Here is a 24,792-nt window from a genome sequence, read left to right as displayed (position 1 = left end):
GGTGTCGCTGGAACCGATCGCCATCGTCGGAATGGCCTGCCGCTTCGCCGGCGGGATCGACTCCCCGGACGCCTTCTGGGAGATGCTCTGCGACGGGCGCGACGCCGTCGGCGACCTGCCCGCGGGCCGCTGGGACTGGTACGCCCAGCAGGGCCGGGAGCACGCCACGGCCGTGCGGTCAGCGACCAGCCGGGGCGCGTTCCTGGACGACATCGCGGGCTTCGACGCGGACTTCTTCGGCGTCACCCCACGGGAGGCCGCGCTGATGGACCCGCAGCAGCGGATGGTGCTGGAGCTGGCATGGGAGGCGTTGGAACACGCGGGGATTCCGCCGGGACAGCTGGCCGGCACCGACACCGGCGTCTACGTCGGCGTCGGCGCCGACGACTACGGCCGGCGGATGCTGGAGGACCTGCCCCGGATCGAGGCGTGGACCGGCGTCGGCGGTGGCTACTGCGGCGTGGCCAACCGGGTCTCCTATCTGCTGGATCTGCGGGGCCCGAGCATGGTGCTGGACACCGCCTGCTCGTCGTCGCTTGTCGCCGTGCACCTGGCCGCGCAGGCGCTGCGCAACGGGGAGTGCCCGGTGGCGCTCGCCGGCGGGGTCCTGGTGATCGCCGCACCGGGTCTGTCTCTGGTGCTCGACGCCGCCGGCGCCACCGCCCCCGACGGTCGCAGCAAGGCGTTCGACGCCGCCGCCGACGGGTACGGCCGGGGCGAGGGCGGCGGGGTCGTCGTACTCAAGCGGTTGGCCGACGCCCGGCGCGACGGTGACCGGGTGCTGGCCGTGCTCCGGGGCAGCGCGGTGCACCAGGACGGCCGCACCGACGGGATCATGGCCCCGAGCGCGCAGGCCCAGGCCCACCTGCTCCGCCGGGCGTACCAGAACGCGGGGGTGGACCCGTCGACCGTCGGCTACGTGGAGGCGCACGGCACCGGGACCCGGGCCGGCGACCCGCTGGAAGCGCAGGCGATGTCGGCGGTGCTCGGGGCCGGACGCCCCGCCGACCGACCCCTGTTGATCGGCTCGGCCAAGACGAACATCGGGCACCTGGAGGCCGGCGCCGGAGTGGCCGGACTGATCAAGGCGGTGCTCACGCTGCGACACGGCGTCATCCCGCCGAGCCTGCACGTGCGCACCCCGAACCCGGCCATCCCGTGGGACACCGCCGGCCTGAAGGTGGTCACCGAACTCACCCCCTGGGTGCAGACCGAGGGTCCCCGGCGCGCGGGCGTCTGCGGCTACGGGTACGGCGGCACCATCGCCCACGTCATCCTGGAGGCCGCCGACGAGCAGCCAGCCGCCGACGAGCAATCGGCCACCGACGTGCCCGACCCGGCGACACCGCAGCCGGCGCTGTACCCCCTCTCCGGCGCGTCCGCCGCCGCCGTCGGCCAGTACGCCGCCCGCCTGGCCGACCGGCTCGACCGCCCGCACCCGCCCGCCCTCGCCGACGTCGGGTACACCCTGGCCCGCCGCCGTGACGAGCTGCCGTACCGGGCCACCGTGGTCGCCGCGGACCGCACCGAACTGGTCGAGCGGCTGCGCGCGCTGGCCGCCCCGAGCGGCGTCGGCGAGATCGGCCGCGCCTCCGCACCGGCCGGTCGGGGCGTGGTCTGGGTCTTCTCCGGTCACGGCTCACAGTGGATCGGGATGGGTCGCGAGCTGCTGCACGCCGAACCGGTGTTCGCGGAGGTGCTCGACGAACTCGAACCGATCTTCCAGGCGGAGCTGGATGTCTCGCCCGGCGCGGCGTTGCGGGCGCAGACCGCTCACCCGGTCGACGTGATCCAGCCGCTGATCTTCGCGGTCCAGGTGGCGCTCGCCGCGGTGCTGCGCGCACACGGCGCGCACCCGGCCGCGGTGCTCGGACACTCGGTGGGTGAGATCGCCGCGGCGGTCACCGCCGGCCTGCTCACCCGGGAACAGGGGGCCCGGCTCGTCTGCCGACGCTCGGTGCTGCTGCGTCGGGTGGCCGGGCAGGGCGCGATGGCGATGGTGGACCTGCCACCCGAGGAGGCCGAACAGCGGCTCACCGACGACGGCGACGTCTGCGTGGCGATCGCCGCCTCGCCGGTCGCGACGGTGATCTCCGGTTCGGCGGCAGCGGTCCGCGCGGTCAGTCGCCGGTGGGCCGACGAGGGCCTCGACGTCCGGATGGTCGACTCCGACGTGGCCTTCCACAGCCCGCAGATGGACGAGCTGACCGCCGACCTCGCCGCCGCCTGCGCCGACCTGCCGCCGGCCGAGGTTCCGACCGTCGCGGTCTACTCCACGGCGTCGACCGACAGCCGCACCGCCGCACCGCGCGACGGCGCGTACTGGGCGGCCAATCTGCGCGAGCAGGTGCGTCTGGCGCAGGCCGTCGAGGCCGCCGCGGCCGACGGGTACCGACTGTTCCTGGAGGTGTCCGCGCACCCGGTCGTGACGCACTCGATCGCCGAGACGCTCGACCTGCTCGGCGTCGAGGACACCCTGGTGGCGCACACGCTGCGCCGGCACCGCCCGGAACGGGAGAGCCTGCTCGGCGCGGTGGGCCGGCTGTGGCGGCACGGCGCACCGCTGGACTGGGCGGGACCGTGGCCGACCGGGTCGACGACCGCCCTGCCGCCGATCGCCTGGCAGCATCGCTCGTTCTGGTACGACGAGCCGTCGGTGCGGTCCTTCCTGACCGAGCAGCACGACCCCGAGGGCCACACGGTGCTCGGCGGCCGGATCACCGTGCGAGGGGCGACACCGGCGCACGCCTGGATGACCTACCTCGACCGGGACTCCCGGCCGTACCCGGGCGACCACCCGGTCCGGGGGGTGGAGATCCTGCCGGCCGCGGTGCTGCTGCACACCTTTCTGACCGCCGCCGAGACGCTGGTGGGGGCGCGCCCCGAGTTGACCGACGTGGCCCTGCGGGTGCCGGTCAGCGTGACGGCCGCCCGGTACCTGCAGGTGGTGCATCAGGACGGGATCGTCCGACTGTCCTCGCGGATCGCCGACGGCGACGAGTCCGCCTGGACCACCCACACGACGGCGGTGGTGACGGCAGCGCCGGCCGTCGTCGACCCCGAGCCGGTGCTGTCCGTACCGACCGGCGGGCGGCTGCCCACGACGTACGTGGTGGACCGCCTCGCCGAACTCGGTGTCGCCGCGATGGGTTTCCACTGGCGGGTCGAGCAGCTGCGCCGGGACGGCCGGACGCTTACCGCCCTCGTGGACGCCGGAGATCCGGCGGGAGGCTGGGCACCGGTCCTCGACGCCGCGCTGTCGATCGCCTCGGTGGCCTTCGACGGGCCGCCGATCCTGCGCATGCCGGCGCACATCGGCCGGGTCAGCCTCGGCCCGCTCGCCCCGCAGCGGGTCCGGGTCGTGGTCCATCGTGCCGACGACGACACGTTGACCGTCGAGATCGCCGAACTCGGCGGGGTGGTCCTCGGCCGGCTGCACCGGTTGCGGTACGGCACCCTCGACCAGGACAGCGACGCGGTCACCGATCCCCGCAACCTGCTGCACGAGGTCGCCTGGACACCTGCGGAAACACACCAGGGCGGGCACCGGCCACCGGCGCGGGTGCTGCTGGTCGGCCCGCCGAGCGCCCTGCGGGACCGGGTGGCCGCGGCACTGCGGGTGGCCGGGGTGCACCGCAGCGTGGTCAGCGGGCCGGCGGAGCTGCCGTCCACGGTTGCCGGCACGGTGATCGTCGTACCGGGGCCCAGTGTCGGCGGCGAGCCGGCCGCCCAGGCGGCCTGGCTGCTCGCGCAGACCGCGCAGCGTCTCGCCGAGGCCCGGTCGGACGGCACCCGACTCTGGTGCGTGACCGAGGGGGTCCGGGAGAGTGTGGACCCGTCGGCGCTCGGCCACGCCGCCCTGTGGGGGCTGGGCCGCATCGTGGCCGGCGAGCATCCCACCTTGTGGGGTGCGCTTGTCGACGTCGGCACCGATCCGGCCGACCTCGGCACGTTCGTCGGCCTGCTCGGCGGCCGGCCCGCCGACCCGCTCGTCGCGGTCAGGGACGGCCGGGTGACGGTGCCCCGGCTCCGCCCGCTCACCGAACCATCGACCCGTCCCCCGCTGGTCTGCCGCCCCGAGGCGACATACCTGATCACCGGTGGGCTCGGTGCCCTCGGCCTGACGGTGGCCCGTTGGCTGGCCGACCGTGGCGCACGTCGGCTCGTGCTGGCCGGACGCCACACCCCGCCGCCCCGGGACACCTGGCACACGCTCACCGATGCGCGGGACCGGGCCGTGGTCGACGCCATCGACGCGCTGGAACGGCTCGGGGTCACCGTGGTGACCGCCCAGGTGGACGTCGCCGATCCGGCGGCGCTCGCGGAACTGTCGTCTTCGGCACCGCTCGGGCTGCCGCCGATCCGGGGCGTCGTGCACGCCGCCGGGGTGCTGGACAACCGCACCCTGCTGGAGCTCGACGAGCCCTCGTTGCGCGCGGTGCTGCGTCCCAAGGTCGACGGGGCGCTGGCGCTGCACCACCGGTTCCCGCCCGGCGAACTGGACCTGTTCGTGCTCTTCTCCTCCTGCGGCGGACTGCTCGGGCTGCCCGGTCAGGCGAGTTACGCCGCCGGCAACGCCTTCCTCGACGCGCTCGCGGCCCACCGTCGCGCGGCCGGTGACGTCGGCACGCTCAGCCTGGCCTGGACGTCGTGGCGAGGGCTCGGCATGTCCACCTCCAGCGAGGTGATCGACCTGGAGCTGGCCGCGCGTGGCACCGGCGACATCAGCGCCGCCGAGGCCCTCGGCGCCTGGGAGCTGGCCGCCCGGCAGGACCGGGAGCACGCCGTGGTGCTGCGAACGCTGCCACCGGCCCCCGGGACGCAGCGGCCGGCCCTGCTCAGCGAGCTGACCGCGCCGGCCGCCGCCGCGCCGCCGACGGAGAGCGAGGCCTGGCGCGAGCTGGCCGGCGGGACGCTGCGGGAGTTCCTGGCCGACACGGTACGCGGCGAGGTGGTCGCGACCACCGGCCTGTCCGCAGCGGAGATCGACGACCGGCAGCCGCTGACCGAACTCGGCCTGGACTCGGTGATGACCGTCCGGATCCGACGGAACCTGGAACGCCGGCTCGCCATGTCGTTGCCGGCCACCATCTTCTGGGAGCGGCCGAGCGTGGACGCGGTGACCGAACTGTTGGCCGATCTGGTCGGCGCGGTGGCGGAGGAGGCGCAGTGAACCCGTCCGGGGTGGTGCCGTGGCCGACGGAGGTGGCGCAGGTGTACCGGGCGGCGGGCTGCTGGCGCGGCCGGCCGCTCGGGTCCTACCTGTGGGAGTGGGCCGAGCGGCACGGTGACCGGATCGCGGTGGTCGACGGCGACCGCCGACTGAGCTATCACGAACTCGCGGTCCGCACCGACCAGCTCGCCGAGCGCCTGGCCGGTCTCGGACTCGGTCGGGGTGACGCGGTGCTCGTCCAACTGCCCAACTGTGCCGAGTTCGTGCTCACCACGCTCGCCTGTTTCCGACTCGGCGTGGCGCCGGTGATGATGTTGCCGCCGCACCGCGAGTACGAGTTGACCGCCATCGGGGCGCACGTCGAGGCCCGGGCGTTGATCGTGCCCGCGCGGTGGCGCGACTACGACCACGAGGCCCTGGCCCACCGGGTGGTGGCCGCCTGGCCGCATCCGGCGCACGTGCTGGTGGCCGGCGGGGACACCGTACCGGGGCGGATCGACCTGTGTGGACCCGCCACGCCCCCCGGTGACGTCGCGGCCCGCCGGGACCGGCTGGACCGGGCCGCCCCCGACTCGGCCGAGGTGGCGCTGTTCCTGTTGTCCGGTGGGACGACGGGCGTGCCGAAGGTGATCAGCCGGACCCACGACGACTACGAGTACAACATTCGGCAGGTCGTCGCCGCCTGCGAGTTCGGCCCCGACACGGTCTACCTGACCGTGCTTCCGGCCGGACACAACTTCCCGCTGGCCAACCCGGGCATCCTCGGCACCCTGAGCGTCGGTGGTCGGGTGGTGCTGCTGCCCTCGCCACGCCCGGAGGCGGTCTTCGCCGCGATCGAGCGGGAACGGGTCACGGTCACCTCGGCGGTGCCGGCGGTCGCCCTGCGCTGGATGGAGGCCGCCGCGGACTGCGGGTACGACCTGTCGAGCCTGCGTCACGTGCAGGTCGGCGGCTCCCCGCTGGCGCCCGAGGTCGCGGCGCGGATCGGCCCCGCGCTGGGCTGCCGACTCCAGCAGGTGTACGGCATGGCCGAGGGGCTGATCTGTTACACCCGGCCGGACGCCCCCGACGAGGTGGCCCACCGGACGCAGGGCACCCCGATCAGCGAGTACGACGAGTTGCTCATCGTCGACGCCGACGGGGTCGCCGTGCCCTCCGGGCAGATCGGCGAGCTGTGGACCCGGGGTCCGTACACGCCGCGGGGCTACTACGGGGTCCCCGCACAGAACGCCGAGTCGTTCACGCCCGACGGCTGGTACCGCACCGGGGACCTGGTGCGCCGTACGCCGGGTGGTGAGGTCGTGGTCTGCGGCCGGGTGAAGGACCTGATCAACCGGGGCGGTGAGAAGATCTCGGCGGCCGAGGTGGAGACCCTCGTCCAGGAGCTGCCGGCGGTGGCCGAGGCGGCCGTGGTGCCGGTCGCGGACCCGGAGGTCGGCGAGCGGGCCTTCCTGTTCGTCCGGCTCCTGCCGGGCCACGAGCTGGGTCTGGCCGACGTCGCCGAGGCGTTCGCGGCGCGCGGGGTGGCCGCCTTCAAGGTGCCGGAGCGGCTGGCCGTCCTCGACGAGCTGCCGCACACCCCGGTCGGCAAGCCGGACAAGGCCGCGCTGCGCCGACTGGTCGCCACCGCCTGACCCCACCCCGCTCGACACCGGGCACCCGCCGGTTCCCACTCCCGGTCGACACCGGCCAGTCGGCCGCCCCCATCCGGGTCGACACCGGACGGTCGGCCGCTCCCACTCCTGGTCGACACCGGTCAGCCGGCCGCTCCCCCGCGGCACGGTCAGGGCACACGAAGCGGTGACGCCGCCGGGTCTCCCCGACGGCGTCACCGCCGTGTCGAGCTAGTTCCGTACCGGGCTGCTCTGGTGCGACATCAGCTCCAGAGTGCCGTCCGAGCGCCGCACGACGACCCAGGTGGCGCGGATGAGGTCCTGCGGGGCGACCTGGTCCTGGCCGGGCGGGATGATCCCACCCTCGGTGATCACCAGAGCGACGTCCGCGGTGAGGAACCGGACCTCGATCGGCCACCCCTTGACGCGGGCGCCCCGGAAGCCGCCGGCGAACGCCTCGGCCATGTAGGAACGGATCTCCTCCCGGCTGGTCAGCTGGCGGTCACCCATCAGCAGACTGCCGTTGGAGGCGAAGACGTCGGCGAAGGCGTCGGCGTCGTTGGCGGCCCAGGCCGCCTGGATGCGCATCGGTACGGTGAGCACCGCCTTCTCGTCCTCGGCGGTGAAACCGCGGTAGTAGTCGGTGTCCTCACGAGTGCCGGTCGCAGCGAGCAGTGCCGCAGCGGATCCCCACGTCGTCGTGGCCACAGTGGTCATTCTGTCGTCCTCTTCTCCGCCTGTCGGTTCATCAGCTGCCGATCGGGCTGCTCTGCAGGGACATGATCGTCCAGTCACCGTCCGAGCGGACGAACACCCACGTCGACCGGCTCTTGTGATGCGGGACCGGCTCGTTCTCACCGGGCAGAACCAGGCCACCCTCGGTGACTGCCAGCGCCACCTCGTCGGTGAGCAGTCGGACGTCGATCGGCCGGTCCACCATGCGTACGCCCTTGTAGGCGCCGGCGAACCAGTCGGTCAGGTACGCCCGGATCCGCTCGCGGCCGTTGAGCTGTTCGTCGCCGAGGAGCAGGCTCCCGTTCTCGGCGAACATGTCGGCGACGGCGTCCGCGTCGTTGTCGTCCCACGCCGCCCGTACCCGCAACGACGCGGTCAAGGCCGCACCCTCCGCGCCGTTGGGGAAGTCGCCGTAGTTGGTCGCCCACTTCTTGGCCTGGTCGACCAGAGATGCGGCCTTGTTGGACATCCGGTGGTCCTCCTCCAGTCCTTCTGTCACCAGCGCAGGGTGGCGCCCTCGCCACGCGGGCTGTTCTGGTAGCTGGCCAGGTACCACTGGTCGTCGCGCTTCACGACGACCCAGGTGGAGCGCACCGCAAGCTCCGGGGCGATGTCGGTCTCGCCGGGGGCGAGGATTCCGCCGTGCGTACGCAGCAGGGCGACGTCGTCGTTGATCAGCCGGACGTCGACCGGGCGACCGGTGACCCCGGTGCCCTTGAACGGGCCGGCGTAGGCGGCGGCCATGAAGGCCCGGATCTCGTCGCGGCCCTTCTTGTACACGTCGCCGGGGAGAATCATGGAACCGTCGGGGGTGAAGACCGCGGCGACACCGTCCGCGTCGTTCTTCGCCCAGGCGGCGACGAGACGCAGCGGCACGCTCAGTGCCGCCTTTTCCCGCTCGCTCGTGAATGAGCCGTAGTAGGCGTCCAGGGTGGACTCGGTACTTGTCGGCATGGGAGTCTCCTTAGCAGGTCGGGAGGCTGCTTACTCATCGTCCGGTGTCATCGGCCGGGTCTCATCTCTTCGATTGCGCGGTCAGCCGGGCGTCGTTCACCGCGGCCAACGCCCGACGCCAGCCCGCCTGGTCGCGGGCGTCACGAGGACCGTTCATCTCGGCGAAACGCACGATCCCCTCGCGGTCGATGACGAACGTGCCGCGGTTGGCGATCCCCATCTGCTCGTTGAAGACGCCGTACGCGGTGGAGACCGCGCCGTGCGGCCAGAAGTCGGAGAGGATCGGGAACTCGAAGCGTTCCTGCGCTGCCCAGGCGGCGTGCACCGGCGCCGGGCTGACGCTCACGGTCAACACCTGGACCTGGTCGTTGAGGAAGTCGGTCAGGTTGTCCCGGACCGCGCACAGTTCGCCCTCGCAGACGGCGGTGAAGGCCAGCGGAAAGAAGACCAGCAGGACGTCGCGTCGACCGGCGAAGTCGGACAGACGGACCGGCTGGTTGCGCTGGTCGGGCAGGGTGAAGTCGGGTGCAGCGGTACCCGTTTCGATGGTCATCGTCGCTCCTCGTCGGTCAGGGAGGGTCGGTATGTGGGTGATCGGGAACGGCACACCGACCGGCACGGGCACGATCTCTGACGAAAAGCCGGCACACCGGACCGATATTTGCGACGGCAAGAAATTCCCTTTCCGAACGGCGCACGGACGCCCGCCGTAAATCGCGCGTCAGGGAAGACTCGGCCCGGCACGCAACGACATTCCTGACAATCGATGCTGTGCTATCAGCATCCTGCCGGTGAGGACGCCCGAAGTCTCCTTGATTCGTGCTCTCCGCGCGTTCGACCCTGGCAAGATGGGCGGCGGCAACCGCCACGGCCCGCACCGAGCAGGACACCAACCGGCCCACCACGCCGAGCGCGACGCCGGTGTGGACATTGACCCGGGTAGGGACGACCGGTAGCATCGGGCGGCCTAATGATCTATAAACACATCATTAAGTGATCGCTACAGTGAGGAGCTCACGCGCAGTGAACATCCCGAGCCGGTCACTTTACCGATACGTCACGGAGAGCCCCGCGGAAAAGGGCGTCGAGCGGGCCATCGCCGTCATGTACGACAATCTCGCCGACCCCGTCACCATTGACGACATGGCCCGGGCCGCGATGTTCAGCAAGTTCCATTTTGCGCGGATGTTTCACCGCGCCACGGGCGTCTCGCCGGGTCGTTTCCTGTCCGCCCTGCGCCTGCAGCACGCCAAGCGACTGCTGCTGGACACCTCGCTCTACGTCTCCGACATCAGCCTGCAGGTCGGTTACAACAGCGTCGGCACCTTCAGCACCCGCTTCACACAGCACGTCGGCCTGTCCCCCACCACCTTCCGCCGCCAGCAGGGCTTCACGCCGGTCATCGGCACCACCGCGGCACGCGGCGGGCGCGGGCAGGTGCACGGCGAGATCCGCTCTCCGGGATCGCCGCCCGGTCTGATCTTCGTCGGTCTCTTCGCCGACCGGATGCCCGCCGGCTGGCCGGTGCGCTGCACAGTCCTCGACCGTCCCGGCCGGTTCGCGCTCACCGACGTACCCGACGGTGACTGGTATCTTCTCGCCCATTTCGTCGGCACCACCGACCTCGACGAGGCGGCGAGTCACGCGTACACCGGCGCCGACGGGTTGGCGGTGGGGGTCTACGGCCCGCTGCGGGTACGCGGCCGCGCGGTCCACGCCGAGTTGGGGCTGCGCCCGATGACCCTGCTCGACCCGCCGGTGCTGATGGCGTTGCTGGACGCCCGCAAGGCCGCCCGCGAGGTGCTCGCCCGCCGCGCCGGATAGCCGACGGGCAGGCGACGGGTCACACCGGACGCTGGAGCACCTTGAGTCGACCGAACGCTGCCAGGCCTTCCAGTCCGCCTTCGTAGCCGTACCCGCTCAGTCCGCGACCGGACAGCGGTGACATCGGGTCGGCGCCGGTGGCGCAGTTGATCGACACCCGGCCCGCGTCAAGTCGTTCTGCCAGGGCGGTCGCCCGCGCCTGGCCGCCGAAGACGAATGCGCCCAGGCCGAACGGTGTCGCGTTGGCCGTCGCCACCGCCTGGTCCTCGTCGGTGAAGCGCAGGACCGGTGCGATCGGGCCGAAGGGTTCCTCGTGCAGCACCCGCGCCTGCGCCGGCACGTCGGTCAGGACGGTGGCCGGGTAGTACCAGCCCGGTCCGCAGGGACGCCGGCCACCGGTGATCACGGTGGCGCCCCGGTCCACGGCGTCGAGGACCAGCGCGTGCACCTCGTCCCGCCGGGCCTCGGTGTGCAGGGGTCCCATGGTGCCGCCGGGTTCGTGGTCCAGGCCGGGTACCGCCGCGCTGAACCGGTCGACGAACTCCGCGTGGATCCGCTCGTGGACGAGGAATCGGCTCGGCGCCGCGCAGCTCTGCCCGGCCGAGCTGAACTTCGACGCGACCAGGGCCGGTACGGCGGTGGCCAGGTCGGCGTCGTCGAGCAGGATGGCGGGGGCGTGGCCACCCAACTCCAGGACGCACTCGGCCAGGTGACCGACCGCACCGGCGGCGACCAGTTGTCCGGTGCGGTGCGAGCCGGTGAAGGTGATCAGTCGGAACTCGGCTCGGGCCACCAGCGCCGCCGAGCCGACCGGGTCGGTGTGCACCACCTGCAACACGTCGGTCGGCAGCCCGGCCTTGGTGGCCAGGTCGGCGATCTCCCGTACCACCGACGGGGTCGTCTCCGGCGCCTTGACCACGACGGTGCATCCCATCGCGAGCGCCGGCCCCAGTTTGCGGGCGAGCACGACGGCGGGGAAGTTGCTCGCCACGATGGCGAGGACGGGGCCGACCGGGTCGACGAGGACCTGCCGGTGCAGCCCGTCGCCGGCTGCGATCGTCCGCCCGGCCGTCGCCCGGACGGCCGCCTCGGCGGTCCAGGCGAAGGTCTCCGCGGCGCGGTCCAGTTCGGCTTCGGCCTGGGCGACGGTCTTGCCGGTCTCCAGGGCGAACCGCGCCCCCAGGTCGGCGGGGCGCTGCGCGATCAGCCGGGCCAGTTCCCTGAGGATGGTGCACCGGGTGGTCACCGCAACGGCGGACCACCCGGGCAACGCCACTGACGCTCGGTTCGCGATCTCGGGTACGCCGTCGGAGGTGAGGAGGGTGAGGTGACCGACCACGTCACCGGTTCTGGGGTCGTGGACAGCTGACATCTTCCTCACCTCACGGACGGCCATTTCGTACGGACGGAGCAGGGGTCGGCTCAGCTCCAGGTGACGACGTTCTGCGGGTCCGCGTACGCCATCATCGCGGCGAGCGTGGTGCGGGTCTGCCGCTCGGTGGTGTTCGGCTCGACCGCGTGCACGTGCGCGCCGTTGAAGACGTACACGTCACCGGCGTGCACGTCGATCCACTTGGATTCGACGTCGACCAGGCACTCGTGCGGGTACGGCGAGCCGGTGTACTCCACGCCGAGCCGACGCTTGCTCTCCAGGTCCGGCTGGATGTTCCAGTACACGAGCCGGCCGCCGCCGCCCTCGTTCTCCAGGCAGATGTTCAGTGCGGCGATCGGGTTGCCGAACACCCGGTTGCGCTCGAAGTCCGCCATCTGCGGGTCGGAGCACTGCGAGTCGTCGTCGTGCGGCTCCAGGGCGAAGGCGCCCCGACCGTGCCACGAGCGGAACAGGGCGATCGCCGCGCTGCGGCCCTCGTGCTCGGCGGGCCGGACGACGGCGCCGCGCTTGGCCAGGGAGCTGCCGAGCCCGGCGTAGAACTCCTTCATCGGGTCGTTCGGCACGTCCAGCAGGTCGCGCAGGATCGGGTTGGCTTCCTCGGCCTCGTCCAGGTACTGCCCGGTGGGCTTGTTCCAGGTGTACGCGCCGATGTAGTAGCCGGGCGCCTCGACGCCGCGGACCTTGCGGTGCGGGCTGTCCCAGAAGCGCTGGGAGATGTTGGCGGCGACCTCCGGGGCGACCATGCCGCGGAACATGACACCGGCGACTTTACCGTCGAGAACGTCGATTACCGCTTCCGGGTCGAACTTGTCGTATTCCCGGAAAGTGAAGTAGTCCTTGTTTCCGGACCAGCCGGTAATGGGGCGGAGGCTCAGCGAGCTCGTCATTTCTGTACTCCTCGATTGTGTGGGGGTAGACGGATCGGTGAGGGGCGCTGATACCGGGATCAGTCCCAGGGGTTGTTGCCGGCGGTGGTGGCGGTGGGCGACGGGGACGGGGACGAGGGAACCACCGTGGCGGTGGCCGGGGCCGTGGTGTCGGCCTGTGCCACCGAGGCACCGAAGAGGACGAGGGCTGCGGTCGTGGCGGCGAGAGCGAAGATCTTGACGGTGCGGCCCATTGTCGGCTCCTTTTTCGGTGTTTCCCTGTGGCGTTGAAAAGAAGCTAACAACGGTCGGAATCCTGGCCTTATCCCCGGAACTATCCCGGCGCTATCACCCCTTTCACCGACCGCCGGCACGGCGGTCGGCCATCGGGGGGCACCGACGACGCGGACACTGCGGTCGGGCGGGGACGGTGACGTAGCTGCTGCGAGGGTGCCGGGACAACTGCCGCTCGACGGCACCGACCGCGGGTTCACTGGCAACACGACCCAGCAGGGCGTGGCCGCCGGGAGCCGGCCGGCTCACCGGACGACAGTAGAGGAGGGGTGGCCTTGTCGTCGCATGTCGAGTACGAGAGCACCACCAGGACGGCCGTCATCGCCGGGCTCGGTGCGTACGTGCCGGATCAGGTGGTCAAGAACGAGGAGATAGCCGCAAGACTCGGTGTCACCACGGACTGGATCCGGGACCGCACGGGAATCGAGCAACGGTTCGTCCTGAATCCGGAGGGCGCCACCTCAGACCTCGCCGTGGAGGCGGCCCGACGGGCCCTCGACTCCTGCGGCAACCCGGACATCGACTTTCTGATCCTGGCGACCTGCACGCCGGACCACCTGTTTCCGTCGACCGCACCGTCGGTCGCCTCCCGGCTGGGGTTCAAGGGGATCGCCGCCTTCGACCTCAACGCCGCCTGCTCCGGGTTCGTCTACGCGCTGTCGGTAAGCACCGGGATGCTCGCCACCGGGGCGTACCGCACGGGTCTGGTCATCGGCGCCGACGCGATCTCGTCGATCCTCAACCACGACGACGAGATCACCGGGCCGATCTTCGGTGACGGTGGTGGCGCCGTGGTCGTGCGGGCCGGCCACCTCGGCGAGACGGGCAGTGTCTCCGTCCAGCAGCTCGGCAGCGACGGTGACCTGCTGGACATCATGAAGACGCCGGGCGGTGGCTCGCGGCAACGCGCCGCCGGGGTGCCCGTCGACATCGACAGCAGCTACTTCACCATGTCCGGCCGGGCCGTCTACAAGCACGCGATCAACCGGATGAGCACCGTCTCCCGTTCGGTGCTGGAGCGGTTGGGCTGGACCCCCGACGACGTCGACTGGCTGATCGCCCACCAGGCCAACCGGCGCATCCTGACCGCCACCGCAGAGGAGATCGGGATCGCACCTGAGCGAGCGGTGATCAACGTGGACCGGGTCGCGAACACCTCCGCCGCCTCCATCCCGCTGGCCATGGTCGACGCCGTGGAGTCCGGCGCGTTGACGGCCGGCGACAAGGTGCTGCTCGCGGCGTTCGGCGGCGGGGCCACCTGGGCTGCGGCCGGCCTCACCTGGCCGGAGTTGACCCTGGCCCCGACGCAGACGGTCCGCTGAGCACAGCCGCGCGGGGCCGTCGTGCCAACGGCGGCCGTACCACCTTCACGTGAACAGGCACTTCACGAAAGTGGCCCCGAAGAAAGGAAGAGACATGCCCAACACCCTGGAGAAGGTCAGCGAGATCGTCCTGGAGCAGGTGCCGGACGTCGAGGTTGCCATCGGCCCGAACCTGCGGATCAGTCAGGATCTCGGCATCGACTCGCTGACCTTCGTCGACATCCTCGTCAAGATCGAGAAAGTGTTCGACGTCGAATTCAGCGACAACGAACTCGCCACCGTGCAGAGCGTCCAGGACATCCTCGATCTCGTGGAGCACAAGACGCGGTGACCGGGTCTCTCGACACCGTCCACCGCAGGCCGCAATGGCATCGGTGACCCCGCCCGCCTCCGCACGTATCGGGGCGGTCGCGGTGGACGGTCGCCGGTCGTCGTCCGTTCCGTTTCCGCATTCCGTGTCCAGATGGGGGTTTCACCATGTCCGATCCGTCCGCCGGCTCGCGACCGCTGAACGCGGCGCAGCTGGGCGTCTGGTACGCCCAACGGATCGATCCGGGTAATCCGGTCCACAACATGGGCGGCTACCTGGAGATCCAGGGGCCACTCGACCCGGACGCGCTGATCGCCGCGGTGTGCGTGCTGGTCGGTGAGGACGAGACGTTGCGGCTGCGCTTCACCGAGGTGGACGGCACGCCGACACAGCAGCTCGGGCCGGCACCGGACTTCGCCCCCCGCCTGGTGGACCTCAGCGCCGAAGCCGACCCCCGGGCCGTGGCGCTGCGGCACATGCACGACGACCTGAACCGGCCTCTCGACCTGGAGCACGACCGCCTGTTCCAGCACGAGATCTACCGGCTGGGCCCGGAGCACCACCTCTGGTACCTGCGGGCACACCACCTGGTCCAGGACGGCTACAGCGCGACGATCCTCCGGCGGCGGGCCGCCGAGCTGTACACCGCTCTGGTGACCGATCGTGGCGGGGCTGGAGCACCGCTCGGCTCGTTCACCGCGATGCTCGACGACCAGGACCGGTACGTCGGATCCCGGGCACAGCAGCGGGACGCCGCCTACTGGCGCAAGCTGATGGCCGACGTGGCGTACGCCCCGCCCGCACCGGCAGGTAAACCCGCCAACCGGGTCACCCGGCAGGTGACCCGGTTGGACGGGCCGGGATTCGACCGGCTCCGAGAGTTCGCGCAGCGGGCCGGCACCACCTGGCAGCAGGCGCTGATCACCGCCGCAGTGCTGCACCGGCGGATGTGGACCGGCGACGACGACGTCCTGCTCGGGCTGCCGCTACCGGGACGGCTGGACCCCCGATCGGCCGCCACACCCGGGATGATGGCGACCATCCTCCCGCTCTACTGCCGCGTCGACCCGGCGCAGACCGCTGAGGAACTGGCGGCCCGGGTCGCTGCGCTGGCCCTGCGTGCCCAGTGGCACCAGCGGTACGACGGCGATGACCTGCGACGCGACCTGGGTTGGCCCGCCGATCAGGGACGCCAGTTCGGACCGGTGATCAACTTTGTGGCCGGGGACGACCATGACGACTTCGCGGGTCTGCCCGCCCGGTACCACCTGCTGTCCACCGGCGGCACCATCGAGGACGTGGGGTTGACCGTCACCCACCATCCCGAGGGCGGTCTGCGCATCGACGTCAGCACCGACACCGCGTACACCCAGACGCTGGACCTCGACGCGTACCAGCGCACCTTCCACCGGATCCTGGCGAACATGACCGGTCGCCCCGGCGTCACGGTCGTCGAGATCGAGGCACTGGACGCGGCGGATCGCGAGCTGGTGCTGCGGGAGTGGAACGCCACCGCCGTGCCGGTGGCTGACCGGTCGTTGGCGGAGCTGTTCACCGCGCAGGCGGCAGCGAGTCCGCAGGCGCCGGCCCTGGTCTGCGGCGGGGTCGTCCTGTCGTACGGGGAGTTGGCGCAGCGGTCCGGGCAACTGGCGAACCACCTGCTCTCGATCGGGGTCGGCCGGGGCGACGTGGTCGGGGTGCTGCTGGAGCGGGGCATCGACTTCGCGGTCGCCGTGGTCGCGGTGACCCGCACCGGTGCCGCCTACTCGATCCTGGACCCGGACTTTCCCGACGAGCGGCTGAGCTTCGTCCTGCGGGAGACGGCCGCCTCGGCGCTGGTGACCCGCGAGGCGTCGACGTCGCGCATCGACGCGGCCTGCCCGGTGGTGCGGGTGGACACCGATGCTGCGGCCATCGCCGGTCACGCCACCGGCGACCCTCAGCCGCGGATCGACCCGGGTGACGTGGCGTGCGTGATGTTCACGTCCGGGTCGACCGGGGCACCGAAGGGGGTGTTGGCCCCGCACCGGGCCCTGGTGGGGACGGTGCAGGGTCAGCGGTACGCGTCGTTCGGGCCCGGCGAGGTGTTCCTGCAGTGCTCACCGGTGTCGTGGGACGCGTTCTCGTTGGAATTCTGGGGGGCGCTGCTGTTCGGCGGCGTCTGCGTCCTGCATCCCGGGCAGCGTCCCGATCCCACCGTGATCGCCGCGCTGGTGCCCCAGCACGGGGTGTCCATGCTCCAGTTGTCCTCCGGGCTGTTCAACGTCCTGGTCGACGAGTATCCCGAGGTCTTCGCCGGGGTCCGGGTGGCGTTCACCGGAGGTGAGCCCTCCTCCGGTCCGCACGTCGCCCGGGTGGCGGCCCGCCACCCGCACCTGCGGGTGGCCAACGCCTACGGGCCGGCGGAGTCGATGGGCTTCACCACCACGTTCGACGTGCCGGCGGATATCACCGGCGTGGGTGTCCCGGTGGGTCGGGCGGTGGCGAACAAGCGAGCGTACGTGCTGGACCGTCACCTGCGACCGGTACCGGTCGGTGTTGCGGGCGAGATCTACCTGGCCGGGGTGGGGCTGGCCGACGGCTACCTGAACCAGGCCGCAGTGACCGCGCAGCGGTTCGTGGCGGACCCCTTCGGTGGCGACGGGGAACGCCTGTACCGCACGGGCGACCTGGCCCGCTGGTCGGCCGACGGCCAGTTGGAGTTCGTCGGCCGGATCGACGGCCAGGTGAAGGTGCGCGGCTTCCGGGTGGAACCCGGCGAGATCGAGGCGACCCTGCTGGGCCACGCCGACGTCGCGCAGGCCGTGGTGCTGGCATCGCCGGACGGCAACGGCACCCTGCGCCTGATCGCGTACGTGGTGCCGAGGAGCACCGGCACCGGCGGGACCGCCCTGACCGGGTGGCTGCGTCAGCGGCTGCCGGAGCACATGGTGCCAAGCGTCGTGGTGCTGCTGGACCGGATTCCGTTGACCGCCAACGGCAAGGTCGACCGGCGGGCCCTGCCGGAGCCGGAGTTCGGTGCCACCGCGACGACCCGTCGGGCCCCCCGCGACGCCCGGGAGGAGATCCTGTGCGGCCTCTACGCGGAGGTCCTCGGGATCACCGAGGTCGGGGTGGACGACAGCTTCTTCGACCTGGGCGGGCACTCGCTGCTCGCCGCCCGGCTCGCCGCGCGGGCACGCGCCGTGCTCGGCGTCGAGTTGAGCATCCGCGACATCTTCCAGTCCCCCACCGTCGCCGCCCTGACCGCCGGCCTGTTTGCCACCGGCACGGCCCGGACCCGACCCCCTCTCGTCGCCGCGACGCACGGCGATCAGCTGCCGCTGTCGTACGCGCAGCGCCGCCTCTGGCTCATCGACTCGATCGAGGGACCGGGCACCACCTACAACGTGCCGATGACCTTCCGCCTGCGCGGGGCCCTCGACGTCGACGCCCTCACCGCGGCGCTCGGCGACCTGGTCGACCGGCACCAGGTGCTGCGGACGGTCATCGCCGCGGTCGACGGCCGGCCGTACCAACAGCTCCTGGCACCGGCGCCGGTCACCGTGACGCGGCGCGAGGCGACCGCCGAGGACCTCGACCGGCAGCTCGTCGCCGCCGCCGGGCACGTCTTCGACCTGGCCGCCGAAGCGCCGCTGCGGGTCACCCTCTTCGCGCTCGGCGACGAGGAGTACGAGCTGCTGATCCTGCTGCACCACATCGCCACCGACGGACAGTCGCTGCGCCCACTCCTGGGTGACCTGGCCACCGCGTACGCCGCCCGGCGGGCCGGCCGGGCTCCCGACTGGATGCCGCTGCCGGTGCAGTACGCCGACTACGCGCTCTGGCAACGGGCCGTGCTCGGCGACCGCGACGACCAGGACAGCACGCACCACGCCGATCTGCGCTACTGGCGGCAGGCGCTCGCCGGACTGCCCGAGGAGACCGGGCTGCCGCTGGACCGGCCCCGACCGGCGGTGGCCGACCACCGCGGCGACGCCGTGGCGGTACGGATCGACCCCGAGGTGGCGCGCCGGGTCCGCGAGGTGGCGCGGGAACAGCGCTGCACCGCCTTCATGGTGCTGCAGGCCGCGCTGGCCCTGACCCTGCGCCGGTTCGGTGCCGGCACCGACATCGCCATCGGCACCCCGATCGCCGGCCGCTCCGACGAGGACCTGGCCCCACTTGTCGGCTTCTTCGTCAACACGATCGTGTTGCGCACCGACACCTCCGGCAACCCCTCCTTCGCCGACCTGCTGGTGCGGGTACGCGGTGCCGACCTGGACGCCTTCGCCCACCAGGAACTTCCGTTCGACCTGCTGCTGGAGGATCTCAACCCGGTACGCTCGCTGGCCCGGCACCCGCTGTTCCAGATCTGCCTGGGCTTCGACGACGCCACCGACGCCGAGCTGCACCTGCCCGGTCTGCGCTGCGAACGCGGCAGTGTCGTCGTCACCGGCGCGGCAAAGTTCGACCTGGAGTTCCTGCTGCGCGACGAGGGCGCCGACGGCATCGGTGGTGGCCTGGTCTACCGCACGGCCATCTTCGACGAGGCCACCGTGCAACGGCTGGTCGCCGCCCTGGAGCGCACCCTGCGGCAGGTGTTGGCCGATCCGTCGCGCCCGGTCGACGAGGTCGACGCCCTCGACCCGGTGGAACGGTCGGCGGTCCTGCACGACTGGAACACCACCGCCGTCGACGTGGCCGACGAGTCGCTGGCGCACCGGTTCGCCGCCCAGGTGGCGGCCGACCCGCACGCGGTGGCGCTGCGCCACGAGACGATGGCCCTGACCTACGGCGAGCTGGATGCCGCGGCGAACCGGTTGGCCCGGCACCTGAGCGCGGCCGGGGTGCGTCGCGGCGACCTCGTCGGCGTCCTGCTGGAACGCGGCACGGACTTCGCGGTCGCGGTCGTCGCGGTGGTGAAGACCGGTGCGGCGTACGCGGTGCTGGACCCGGAGTTCCCCGACGAGCGGCTGCACCGCATCGTCACCGAGACCGGGGCCGCCGCGCTGGTCAGCAGCGCCGCGCTGGCCGAGCGGATCACCACCGACGCGCCTGTGGTGCGGGTGGACACCGACACCGCGCTGATCGCCGCGCAGCCGGCCACCGACCCCGGTGTCCCCGTCGGCCCGGACGACGTGGCGTGCGTGATGTTCACCTCCGGCTCCACAGGGGTGCCGAAGGGCATCCTGACCTCGCATCGCGCCCTGGTCGGCACCCTCGCCGGCCAGAGCTACGCCGACTTCGGTCCGGACCAGGTGTTCCTGCAGTGCTCACCGGTGTCCTGGGACGCGTTCTCGCTGGAGTTCTGGGGCGCGCTGCTGTTCGGCGGAACGTGTGTGCTGCAACCGGGGCAGCGCCCCGAACCGGCCCTGATCGCCACCCTCGTGCGCGAGCACCGCGTCACCATGCTCCAGCTCTCCTCGGGCCTGTTCAACCTGCTCGTCGACGAGTACCCGCAGGCCTTCGACGGGGTCCGGTACGCCTTCACCGGCGGCGAGACGTCGTCGGTGACGCACGTGGCCCGGATCCTTGAGCGGTGTCCGGACCTGCGGGTCGGTAACGCGTACGGGCCGGCCGAGTCGATGGGCTTCAGCACCGTGTATCCGGTGCCCGACGACTTCACCGACACGAGCGGCCTGCCGGTGGGTCGGGCGGTGGCGAACAAGCGGGCGTACGTGCTGGACGACGGGCTGCGGCCGGCACCGGTCGGTGTGGTCGGCGAGGTGTACCTGGCCGGGATCGGCCTCGCGCACGGCTACCTCAACCAGCCCGGCACCACCGCGCAGCGGTTCGTCCCCGACCCCTTCGGTGCGCCGGGTGACCGGCTCTACCGCACCGGCGACCTGGCCAGATGGACTGTCGACGGGCAACTGGAGTTCGCCGGCCGCCTCGACGGCCAGGTGAAGGTGCGCGGCTTCCGGGTCGAGCCCGGTGAGATCGAGTCGGTGCTGCGCGGCCACGACCAGGTGGCGCAGGCCGCCGTCATCGCCGTACCCGATCCGACCGGGACGATGCGCCTGATCGCCTACGTGGTCGGCGACACCGACCCGGCCGGTCTGCGACCGTGGCTGCGGGAGCGGCTGCCCGAGCACATGGTGCCCGCCGCGGTGATCCCGCTGGACCGGATGCCGTTGACGGCCAACGGCAAGCTCGACCGGCGGGCCCTGCCGGAGCCGGAGTTCACCGCCGGGACCGGTCGGGCGGCCCGCGACGCCCGCGAGGAGATCCTCTGCGGGGTGTACGCGGAGATCCTCGGCGTACCGACCGTCAGCATCGACGACGACTTCTTCGACCTCGGCGGGCACAGCCTGCTCGCCGCGAAACTCGCCGCCCGCGTCTGCGCGATCCTCGGCACCCAACTCACCATCCGCGACATCTTCCAGGCCCCCACCATCGCCGCCCTGGCCGCGCAACTGCCCTCGGCGGCACCGGCCCGCAGCCGACCCACGCTGCGCCGGCGCACCGAAGCGGGCAGGGCGTTGCCGAGCAGCCCGCAGAGCACCTGACCGCACCCGCATTCCCTGCACCACCGACCGTGAAGCCGTCCAGGAATGGAGCGCATCGTGGACCATGCCCACTTCGACCCGGCCGGCGCGATGCCGGACCGGCATCCGTCGCCCGCCCCCGACGACGTCGTCTGGGTGCTGCCCGGCGGCACCGGGGACGCCCCGCACCACACGTCGCTGCTGGTGCTGCCGCACTCCGGTGGCAACGCACACGCGTACGCACCCTGGCGGGACCTGCTGCCCGAGGGGGTACGCCTGCTCGTCGGGCAGTACCCCGGTCGGGGTGCCCGGTTCAGTGAGCCGCTGCCCGAGACGATGGCCGACCTGGTCGACCCGGTCCTGGCCAGCCTGCCCGCCGACACCGACGACCTGGTCGTGCTCGGACACAGCATGGGTTCCCTCGTCGCGTACGAGGTGGCCCGGGCCCTGACCGAGGCCGGCCGCCCGCCCCGCGCCCTGGTCGTCTCCGCCTGCCGGGCACCGTTCCTGGTCAACCCGAGCCCGGTGCATCCGGAGAACCTCGACGACGACGCCCTGGTCGCCGCGATCAAGGAACGGGGCGGTACGGAGAACGGCATCCTCGACGAGCCGGAGCTGCGGGAGCTGGTGCTGCCCTCGATCCGGGCCGACTTCGCCATCGACGACGCCTACCACAGCCCACCGGCGGCACCGCTTGCCTGCCCGGTGGTCGTCTTCGGCGGCAGCACCGACCCGGTGGTGCCGGCCGACGCCCTCGGCCGCTGGGCCGAGATCACCGACGGACCGGTCACCACGCACGTGTTGCCCGGCGGCCACTTCTACTTCAACGACCAGCTCGAAGACTTTCTCACCCTGGTCACCGGTGTCCTCGACGGCTGCGCCGTGCGGCCGGAATTCGCCTGACCCACTCCACCTCGTTCAGGAGGATCTCGATGTCCCTCACCGCCCAAGCGCCCGTAGCCCACCTCGACGTACGGCACGAACCGGGCAAGCCGACCATCCTCGTCACCCCGTCGTTCGACGACCTCGACGACGCCGTCGGGTGGCTCACCGCGCAACGCGCGGCGATCCGCGCCGAACTGCTGCACTGCGGCAGCCTGATGATCCGTGGCCTGCCCGTCGGGGACACCACCGACTTCGCCCGGGTCCGCGACGTGCTGATGCCGCAGCAGACCGGCTACCGGGAGAAGGCCACCCCGCGTACCGACTTCGGTCAGGGCGTCTTCTCCTCCACCGACCTGCCCGCCGCCCAGCCGATCCGGCTGCACAACGAGAACAGCTACACCCTCGACTTCCCCGGCACCCTGCTGTTCGGGTGTGTGGTCGCGCCCGAGGAGGGCGGCGCGACGACCGTCGGCGACATGCGCGAGGCGCTGCGCCTGATGCCCGCCGACCTGCGGGAGCGCTTCGCCGCGCACGGCTGGCTGCTGGTGCGCAACTACTCGGAGCTGGCCGGTCTGCCCTGGCAGACCAGTTTCGCCAGCGACGACCCGGCCGACGTGCAGTCCTACTGCGACGAGAACGTGATCGGCTACGAGTGGCTCGACGAGGAGGAGCTGCGCACCCGGCAGCGTCGCTCGGCGATCGTCACCCACCCGGTCACCGGCGAGCAGTCCTGGTTCAACCACTACGCCTTCTGGAACCGGTGGACCCTCGACGCGGACGTGCGCGACGTGTTGCTGGACACCTACGGCGACGACGGGCTGCCGTTCGACACGTACGTCGGCGACGGCTCGGCGTTGACCCGGGAGGAGGTCGAGAGCATCGCGGCGGTGTACGAGCAGGTGACCGTCCGCGAGACCTGGCAGGTCGGCGACCTGCTGATGGTCGACAACATCCTCAACGCGCACGGGCGGGAGGCGTTCTCCGGCGCCCGCAAGATCCTGGTGGCGATGGGCGACCCGGTCGCCCTGGCCGACTGCGCGCCGCAGACTCCCCCGTCCACCACCGTGTCGGACGGGAAGTGAGCCGACGATGACCAGCGCACTGATCAACGCCCCGGTGGCCGAGCCCACCGTCGCGGCGGCAGCGGACCTGCTCGACCGGCTGGCCGACGTGCCGGCCGACCGGGTGGCCGTCGTCTGCGGCGACACCAGCCTCACCTTCGGCCAGCTGCGGGAGCGCGTCGGCGTCGTCGCCGGCCGACTCGCCGCCCGCGGCGTCGGTCCGGAGAGCGTCGTCGCCCTCGGTCTGCCCCGCGGAGTCGACCTGGTGGCGGCCCTGCTCGGCACCATGACCGCAGGTGCGGCGTACCTGCCGGTCGACCCGCAGCTGCCCGTCGACCGGCGCCGCTATCTCGTCGACGACGCCCGCGCCGACCTGCTGGTCGTCGACGGGGACACCGAGCCCCTCACCGCGTCGACCCCGCAGGTGTCCCTGGCGGCGCTGACCACCGCGGACGACGCGCCGACCGGCGGGTACGCGCCCGTGCCGGTCGGCCCGGCCACCCTCGCGTACGTCATCTACACCTCCGGCTCCACCGGCCGACCCAAGGGCGTCGAGATCAGCCGGGGCGCGCTCGCGTCGCTGCTGACCGAACTGGAGTCCACCGGGGTCGTACGCCCCGGCCCCGGCACGGTCGGCTGGAACGCCTCGCCGTCGTTCGACGCCTCCGTGCAGCAGTGGATCCGGCTGTGCCGGGGCGACACGGTGGTGCTGCTCGACGAGCAGACCCGCACCGACCCGGCGCTGCTCGGCGCACTCGTCGAGCAGCATCCCCTCACCGACCTGGACATCACTCCGTCGCATCTGGAGTTGCTGCTGGAGCACCTGGCCGCCTCTCCGCGCGGTGCCGAGGGCCGGCCGCTGACCCTGATCGTCGGTGGCGAACCGATCAGCCCGACCCTGTGGGGTCGGCTCGGTGAACTGGTCGACGCCGGGATCCTGCGCGCGGTCAACGCGTACGGGCCCACCGAGTGCACAGTCGACGCCACCGTCGGCCGGATCACCTCGGACCGGGCCCCGCACATCGGCACCGTCCTGCCCGGCCTGCGGCTGCGGGTGCTCGACGACGCCCTGGCCCCGGTCACCCCCGGCGAGGTCGGGGAGCTCTACCTGGCCGGGTCGCGGGTCGGCCGCGGCTACCGCCGCCGCCCCGGCCTGACCGCCGAGCGGTTCGTCGCCGACCTCGACTCCGATGACGGCACCCGGATGTACCGCACCGGGGACCGCTGCCGACAGCTGCCCGACGGCCGGCTGGAGTTCCTCGGCCGGGTCGACAGCCAGGTGAAGGTACGCGGCCACCGAATGGAACTGGGTGAGATCGAGTCGGTGGTCGGCGCCCACCCGGCGGTGGCCGAGACGGCCGTGCTGGTGCACGAGGAGGACGGGCAACTGCTCGTCGCCTACTACCGGCCGTCCGCGCCGGTGGACGCCGCCGCCCTGCGCGAGTGGACGGCGCGCAGCCTGCCCGGCTACATGGTGCCGGGCGCGTTCGTCGCCGTCGACCGCTTCCCGCGGACCAACAGCGGCAAGCTCGACCGGGCGGCCCTGCCCGCCCCCACCCTCACCCCCGCACCGCAGGTGCCGACCGGCGTGTCCCCGACCGGCCCGGTCGAGGAGCTCATCGCCCGGGTCTGGTCCCAGGTGCTGCGGCAGCCGTCGATCAGCGCCGAGGACAACTTCTTCAAGCTCGGTGGCCACTCGCTGCTGGCGATCAAGCTGGTCTCCCGGGTCCGCGCGGAACTCGGCCTGAGTCTGCCCATCCGCGCCGTCTACGAGAACCCGCGACTGCGGGACCTGGCGCGGGCCATCGAAGCCCGGCTGGAGCCGTCGGCCTCGGCCTGACCGGCACGTACCACCGGCGTGCGAGCCGTACCGGCGCTGCTCGGACGGCTCG

At 72.1% G+C, this 24,792-nt stretch carries 16 protein-coding genes; 9 read left to right on the top strand and 7 right to left on the bottom strand.

What is annotated here, in order from left to right; translation table 11 throughout:
- Position 1: 1 nt before the first annotated feature.
- Together EG812_RS29875 and EG812_RS02575 are read left to right on the top strand one after the other, a co-directional pair.
- The gene (locus tag EG812_RS29875) at positions 2 to 5,173 is read left to right on the top strand and encodes a type I polyketide synthase (protein ID WP_126710626.1); all 5,172 of its coding nucleotides are present in this window, start codon (positions 2 to 4) and stop codon (positions 5,171 to 5,173) included.
- Complete coding sequence (locus EG812_RS02575; protein WP_126710625.1) at positions 5,170 to 6,807, top strand: (2,3-dihydroxybenzoyl)adenylate synthase; 1,638 nt, start codon at positions 5,170 to 5,172, stop codon at positions 6,805 to 6,807. The genes EG812_RS29875 and EG812_RS02575 overlap by 4 nt, the downstream gene beginning before the upstream one ends.
- 210 nt (positions 6,808 to 7,017) lie before the next feature.
- On the opposite strand, the gene EG812_RS02570 is transcribed toward EG812_RS02575, so the two are convergent.
- The 4 genes from EG812_RS02570 to EG812_RS02555 all read right to left on the bottom strand — a co-directional run bounded on the left by EG812_RS02570 (position 7,018) and on the right by EG812_RS02555 (position 9,028).
- Positions 7,018 to 7,503 (bottom strand): SgcJ/EcaC family oxidoreductase, encoded by a 486-nt coding sequence (locus EG812_RS02570; RefSeq protein ID WP_013734718.1) that lies wholly within the window; start codon positions 7,501 to 7,503, stop codon positions 7,018 to 7,020.
- A 31-nt stretch (positions 7,504 to 7,534) separates the two neighbouring features.
- Complete coding sequence (locus tag EG812_RS02565; RefSeq protein ID WP_233579344.1) at positions 7,535 to 8,020, bottom strand: SgcJ/EcaC family oxidoreductase; 486 nt, start codon at positions 8,018 to 8,020, stop codon at positions 7,535 to 7,537.
- The gene (locus tag EG812_RS02560) at positions 8,017 to 8,475 is read right to left on the bottom strand and encodes an SgcJ/EcaC family oxidoreductase (protein WP_126710624.1); all 459 of its coding nucleotides are present in this window, start codon (positions 8,473 to 8,475) and stop codon (positions 8,017 to 8,019) included. The genes EG812_RS02565 and EG812_RS02560 overlap by 4 nt, the downstream gene beginning before the upstream one ends.
- A gap of 61 nt (positions 8,476 to 8,536) precedes the next feature.
- The gene (locus EG812_RS02555) at positions 8,537 to 9,028 is read right to left on the bottom strand and encodes a peroxiredoxin (RefSeq protein ID WP_126710623.1); all 492 of its coding nucleotides are present in this window, start codon (positions 9,026 to 9,028) and stop codon (positions 8,537 to 8,539) included.
- A 551-nt stretch (positions 9,029 to 9,579) separates the two neighbouring features.
- Here EG812_RS02555 and EG812_RS02550 point away from each other — a divergent pair.
- Positions 9,580 to 10,299: a helix-turn-helix transcriptional regulator gene (locus EG812_RS02550; RefSeq protein WP_431882533.1), complete on the top strand. Its 720-nt coding sequence runs from the start codon at positions 9,580 to 9,582 to the stop codon at positions 10,297 to 10,299.
- A 19-nt stretch (positions 10,300 to 10,318) separates the two neighbouring features.
- On the opposite strand, the gene EG812_RS02545 is transcribed toward EG812_RS02550, so the two are convergent.
- The 3 genes from EG812_RS02545 to EG812_RS29045 are packed head-to-tail and all read right to left on the bottom strand — an operon-like array spanning position 10,319 to position 12,812.
- Complete coding sequence (locus EG812_RS02545) at positions 10,319 to 11,671, bottom strand: aldehyde dehydrogenase family protein (RefSeq protein ID WP_013734723.1); 1,353 nt, start codon at positions 11,669 to 11,671, stop codon at positions 10,319 to 10,321.
- Between the two features lie 50 nt (positions 11,672 to 11,721).
- Positions 11,722 to 12,579, bottom strand: a complete 858-nt coding sequence (locus tag EG812_RS02540) for a 2OG-Fe(II)-dependent halogenase WelO5 family protein (RefSeq protein ID WP_013734724.1) — start codon at positions 12,577 to 12,579, stop codon at positions 11,722 to 11,724.
- 59 nt (positions 12,580 to 12,638) lie between these two features.
- The gene (locus tag EG812_RS29045; protein WP_013734725.1) at positions 12,639 to 12,812 is read right to left on the bottom strand and encodes a hypothetical protein; all 174 of its coding nucleotides are present in this window, start codon (positions 12,810 to 12,812) and stop codon (positions 12,639 to 12,641) included.
- Between the two features lie 309 nt (positions 12,813 to 13,121).
- Between EG812_RS29045 and EG812_RS02535 the strand changes: the two genes are divergently transcribed.
- The 6 genes from EG812_RS02535 to EG812_RS02510 all read left to right on the top strand — a co-directional run bounded on the left by EG812_RS02535 (position 13,122) and on the right by EG812_RS02510 (position 24,740).
- Positions 13,122 to 14,174, top strand: a complete 1,053-nt coding sequence (locus tag EG812_RS02535) for a beta-ketoacyl-ACP synthase III (RefSeq protein ID WP_013734726.1) — start codon at positions 13,122 to 13,124, stop codon at positions 14,172 to 14,174.
- Between the two features lie 94 nt (positions 14,175 to 14,268).
- On the top strand, positions 14,269 to 14,505 hold the full coding sequence (locus EG812_RS02530) for an acyl carrier protein (protein WP_013734727.1): 237 nt from the start codon (positions 14,269 to 14,271) through the stop codon (positions 14,503 to 14,505).
- Between the two features lie 146 nt (positions 14,506 to 14,651).
- Positions 14,652 to 20,975, top strand: a complete 6,324-nt coding sequence (locus EG812_RS02525) for a non-ribosomal peptide synthetase (protein ID WP_126710620.1) — start codon at positions 14,652 to 14,654, stop codon at positions 20,973 to 20,975.
- Positions 20,976 to 21,032: 57 nt separating this feature from the next.
- Entirely contained in the window at positions 21,033 to 21,857 is an 825-nt protein-coding gene (locus tag EG812_RS02520; RefSeq protein WP_233579343.1) for a thioesterase II family protein, read from the top strand.
- 29 nt (positions 21,858 to 21,886) lie between these two features.
- Positions 21,887 to 22,921, top strand: a complete 1,035-nt coding sequence (locus tag EG812_RS02515) for a TauD/TfdA family dioxygenase (RefSeq protein WP_013734730.1) — start codon at positions 21,887 to 21,889, stop codon at positions 22,919 to 22,921.
- A 7-nt stretch (positions 22,922 to 22,928) separates the two neighbouring features.
- On the top strand, positions 22,929 to 24,740 hold the full coding sequence (locus EG812_RS02510) for a non-ribosomal peptide synthetase (RefSeq protein ID WP_126710618.1): 1,812 nt from the start codon (positions 22,929 to 22,931) through the stop codon (positions 24,738 to 24,740).
- Positions 24,741 to 24,792: the final 52 nt, after the last annotated feature.

Origin of the sequence: Verrucosispora sp. FIM060022, assembly GCF_003977705.1 — a bacterium.
GTDB lineage: Bacteria > Actinomycetota > Actinomycetes > Mycobacteriales > Micromonosporaceae > Micromonospora > Micromonospora gifhornensis.
This window is presented reverse-complemented; position numbering and strand designations above follow the sequence as displayed.

What these genes read in the sequence shown, in the direction of transcription:
- EG812_RS02570 (WP_013734718.1), bottom strand. Translation starts at nt 7,503, where the DNA reads ATGACCACTGTGGCCACGACGACGTGGGGATCCGCTGCGGCACTGCTC.
- EG812_RS02555 (WP_126710623.1), bottom strand. Translation starts at nt 9,028, where the DNA reads ATGACCATCGAAACGGGTACCGCTGCACCCGACTTCACCCTGCCCGAC.
- EG812_RS02525 (WP_126710620.1), top strand. Translation starts at nt 14,652, where the DNA reads ATGTCCGATCCGTCCGCCGGCTCGCGACCGCTGAACGCGGCGCAGCTG.
- EG812_RS29045 (WP_013734725.1), bottom strand. Translation starts at nt 12,812, where the DNA reads ATGGGCCGCACCGTCAAGATCTTCGCTCTCGCCGCCACGACCGCAGCC.
- EG812_RS02510 (WP_126710618.1), top strand. Translation starts at nt 22,929, where the DNA reads ATGACCAGCGCACTGATCAACGCCCCGGTGGCCGAGCCCACCGTCGCG.
- EG812_RS02545 (WP_013734723.1), bottom strand. Translation starts at nt 11,671, where the DNA reads ATGTCAGCTGTCCACGACCCCAGAACCGGTGACGTGGTCGGTCACCTC.
- EG812_RS02540 (WP_013734724.1), bottom strand. Translation starts at nt 12,579, where the DNA reads ATGACGAGCTCGCTGAGCCTCCGCCCCATTACCGGCTGGTCCGGAAAC.
- EG812_RS02550 (WP_431882533.1), top strand. Translation starts at nt 9,580, where the DNA reads ATGTACGACAATCTCGCCGACCCCGTCACCATTGACGACATGGCCCGG.
- EG812_RS02530 (WP_013734727.1), top strand. Translation starts at nt 14,269, where the DNA reads ATGCCCAACACCCTGGAGAAGGTCAGCGAGATCGTCCTGGAGCAGGTG.
- EG812_RS02515 (WP_013734730.1), top strand. Translation starts at nt 21,887, where the DNA reads ATGTCCCTCACCGCCCAAGCGCCCGTAGCCCACCTCGACGTACGGCAC.
- EG812_RS02560 (WP_126710624.1), bottom strand. Translation starts at nt 8,475, where the DNA reads ATGCCGACAAGTACCGAGTCCACCCTGGACGCCTACTACGGCTCATTC.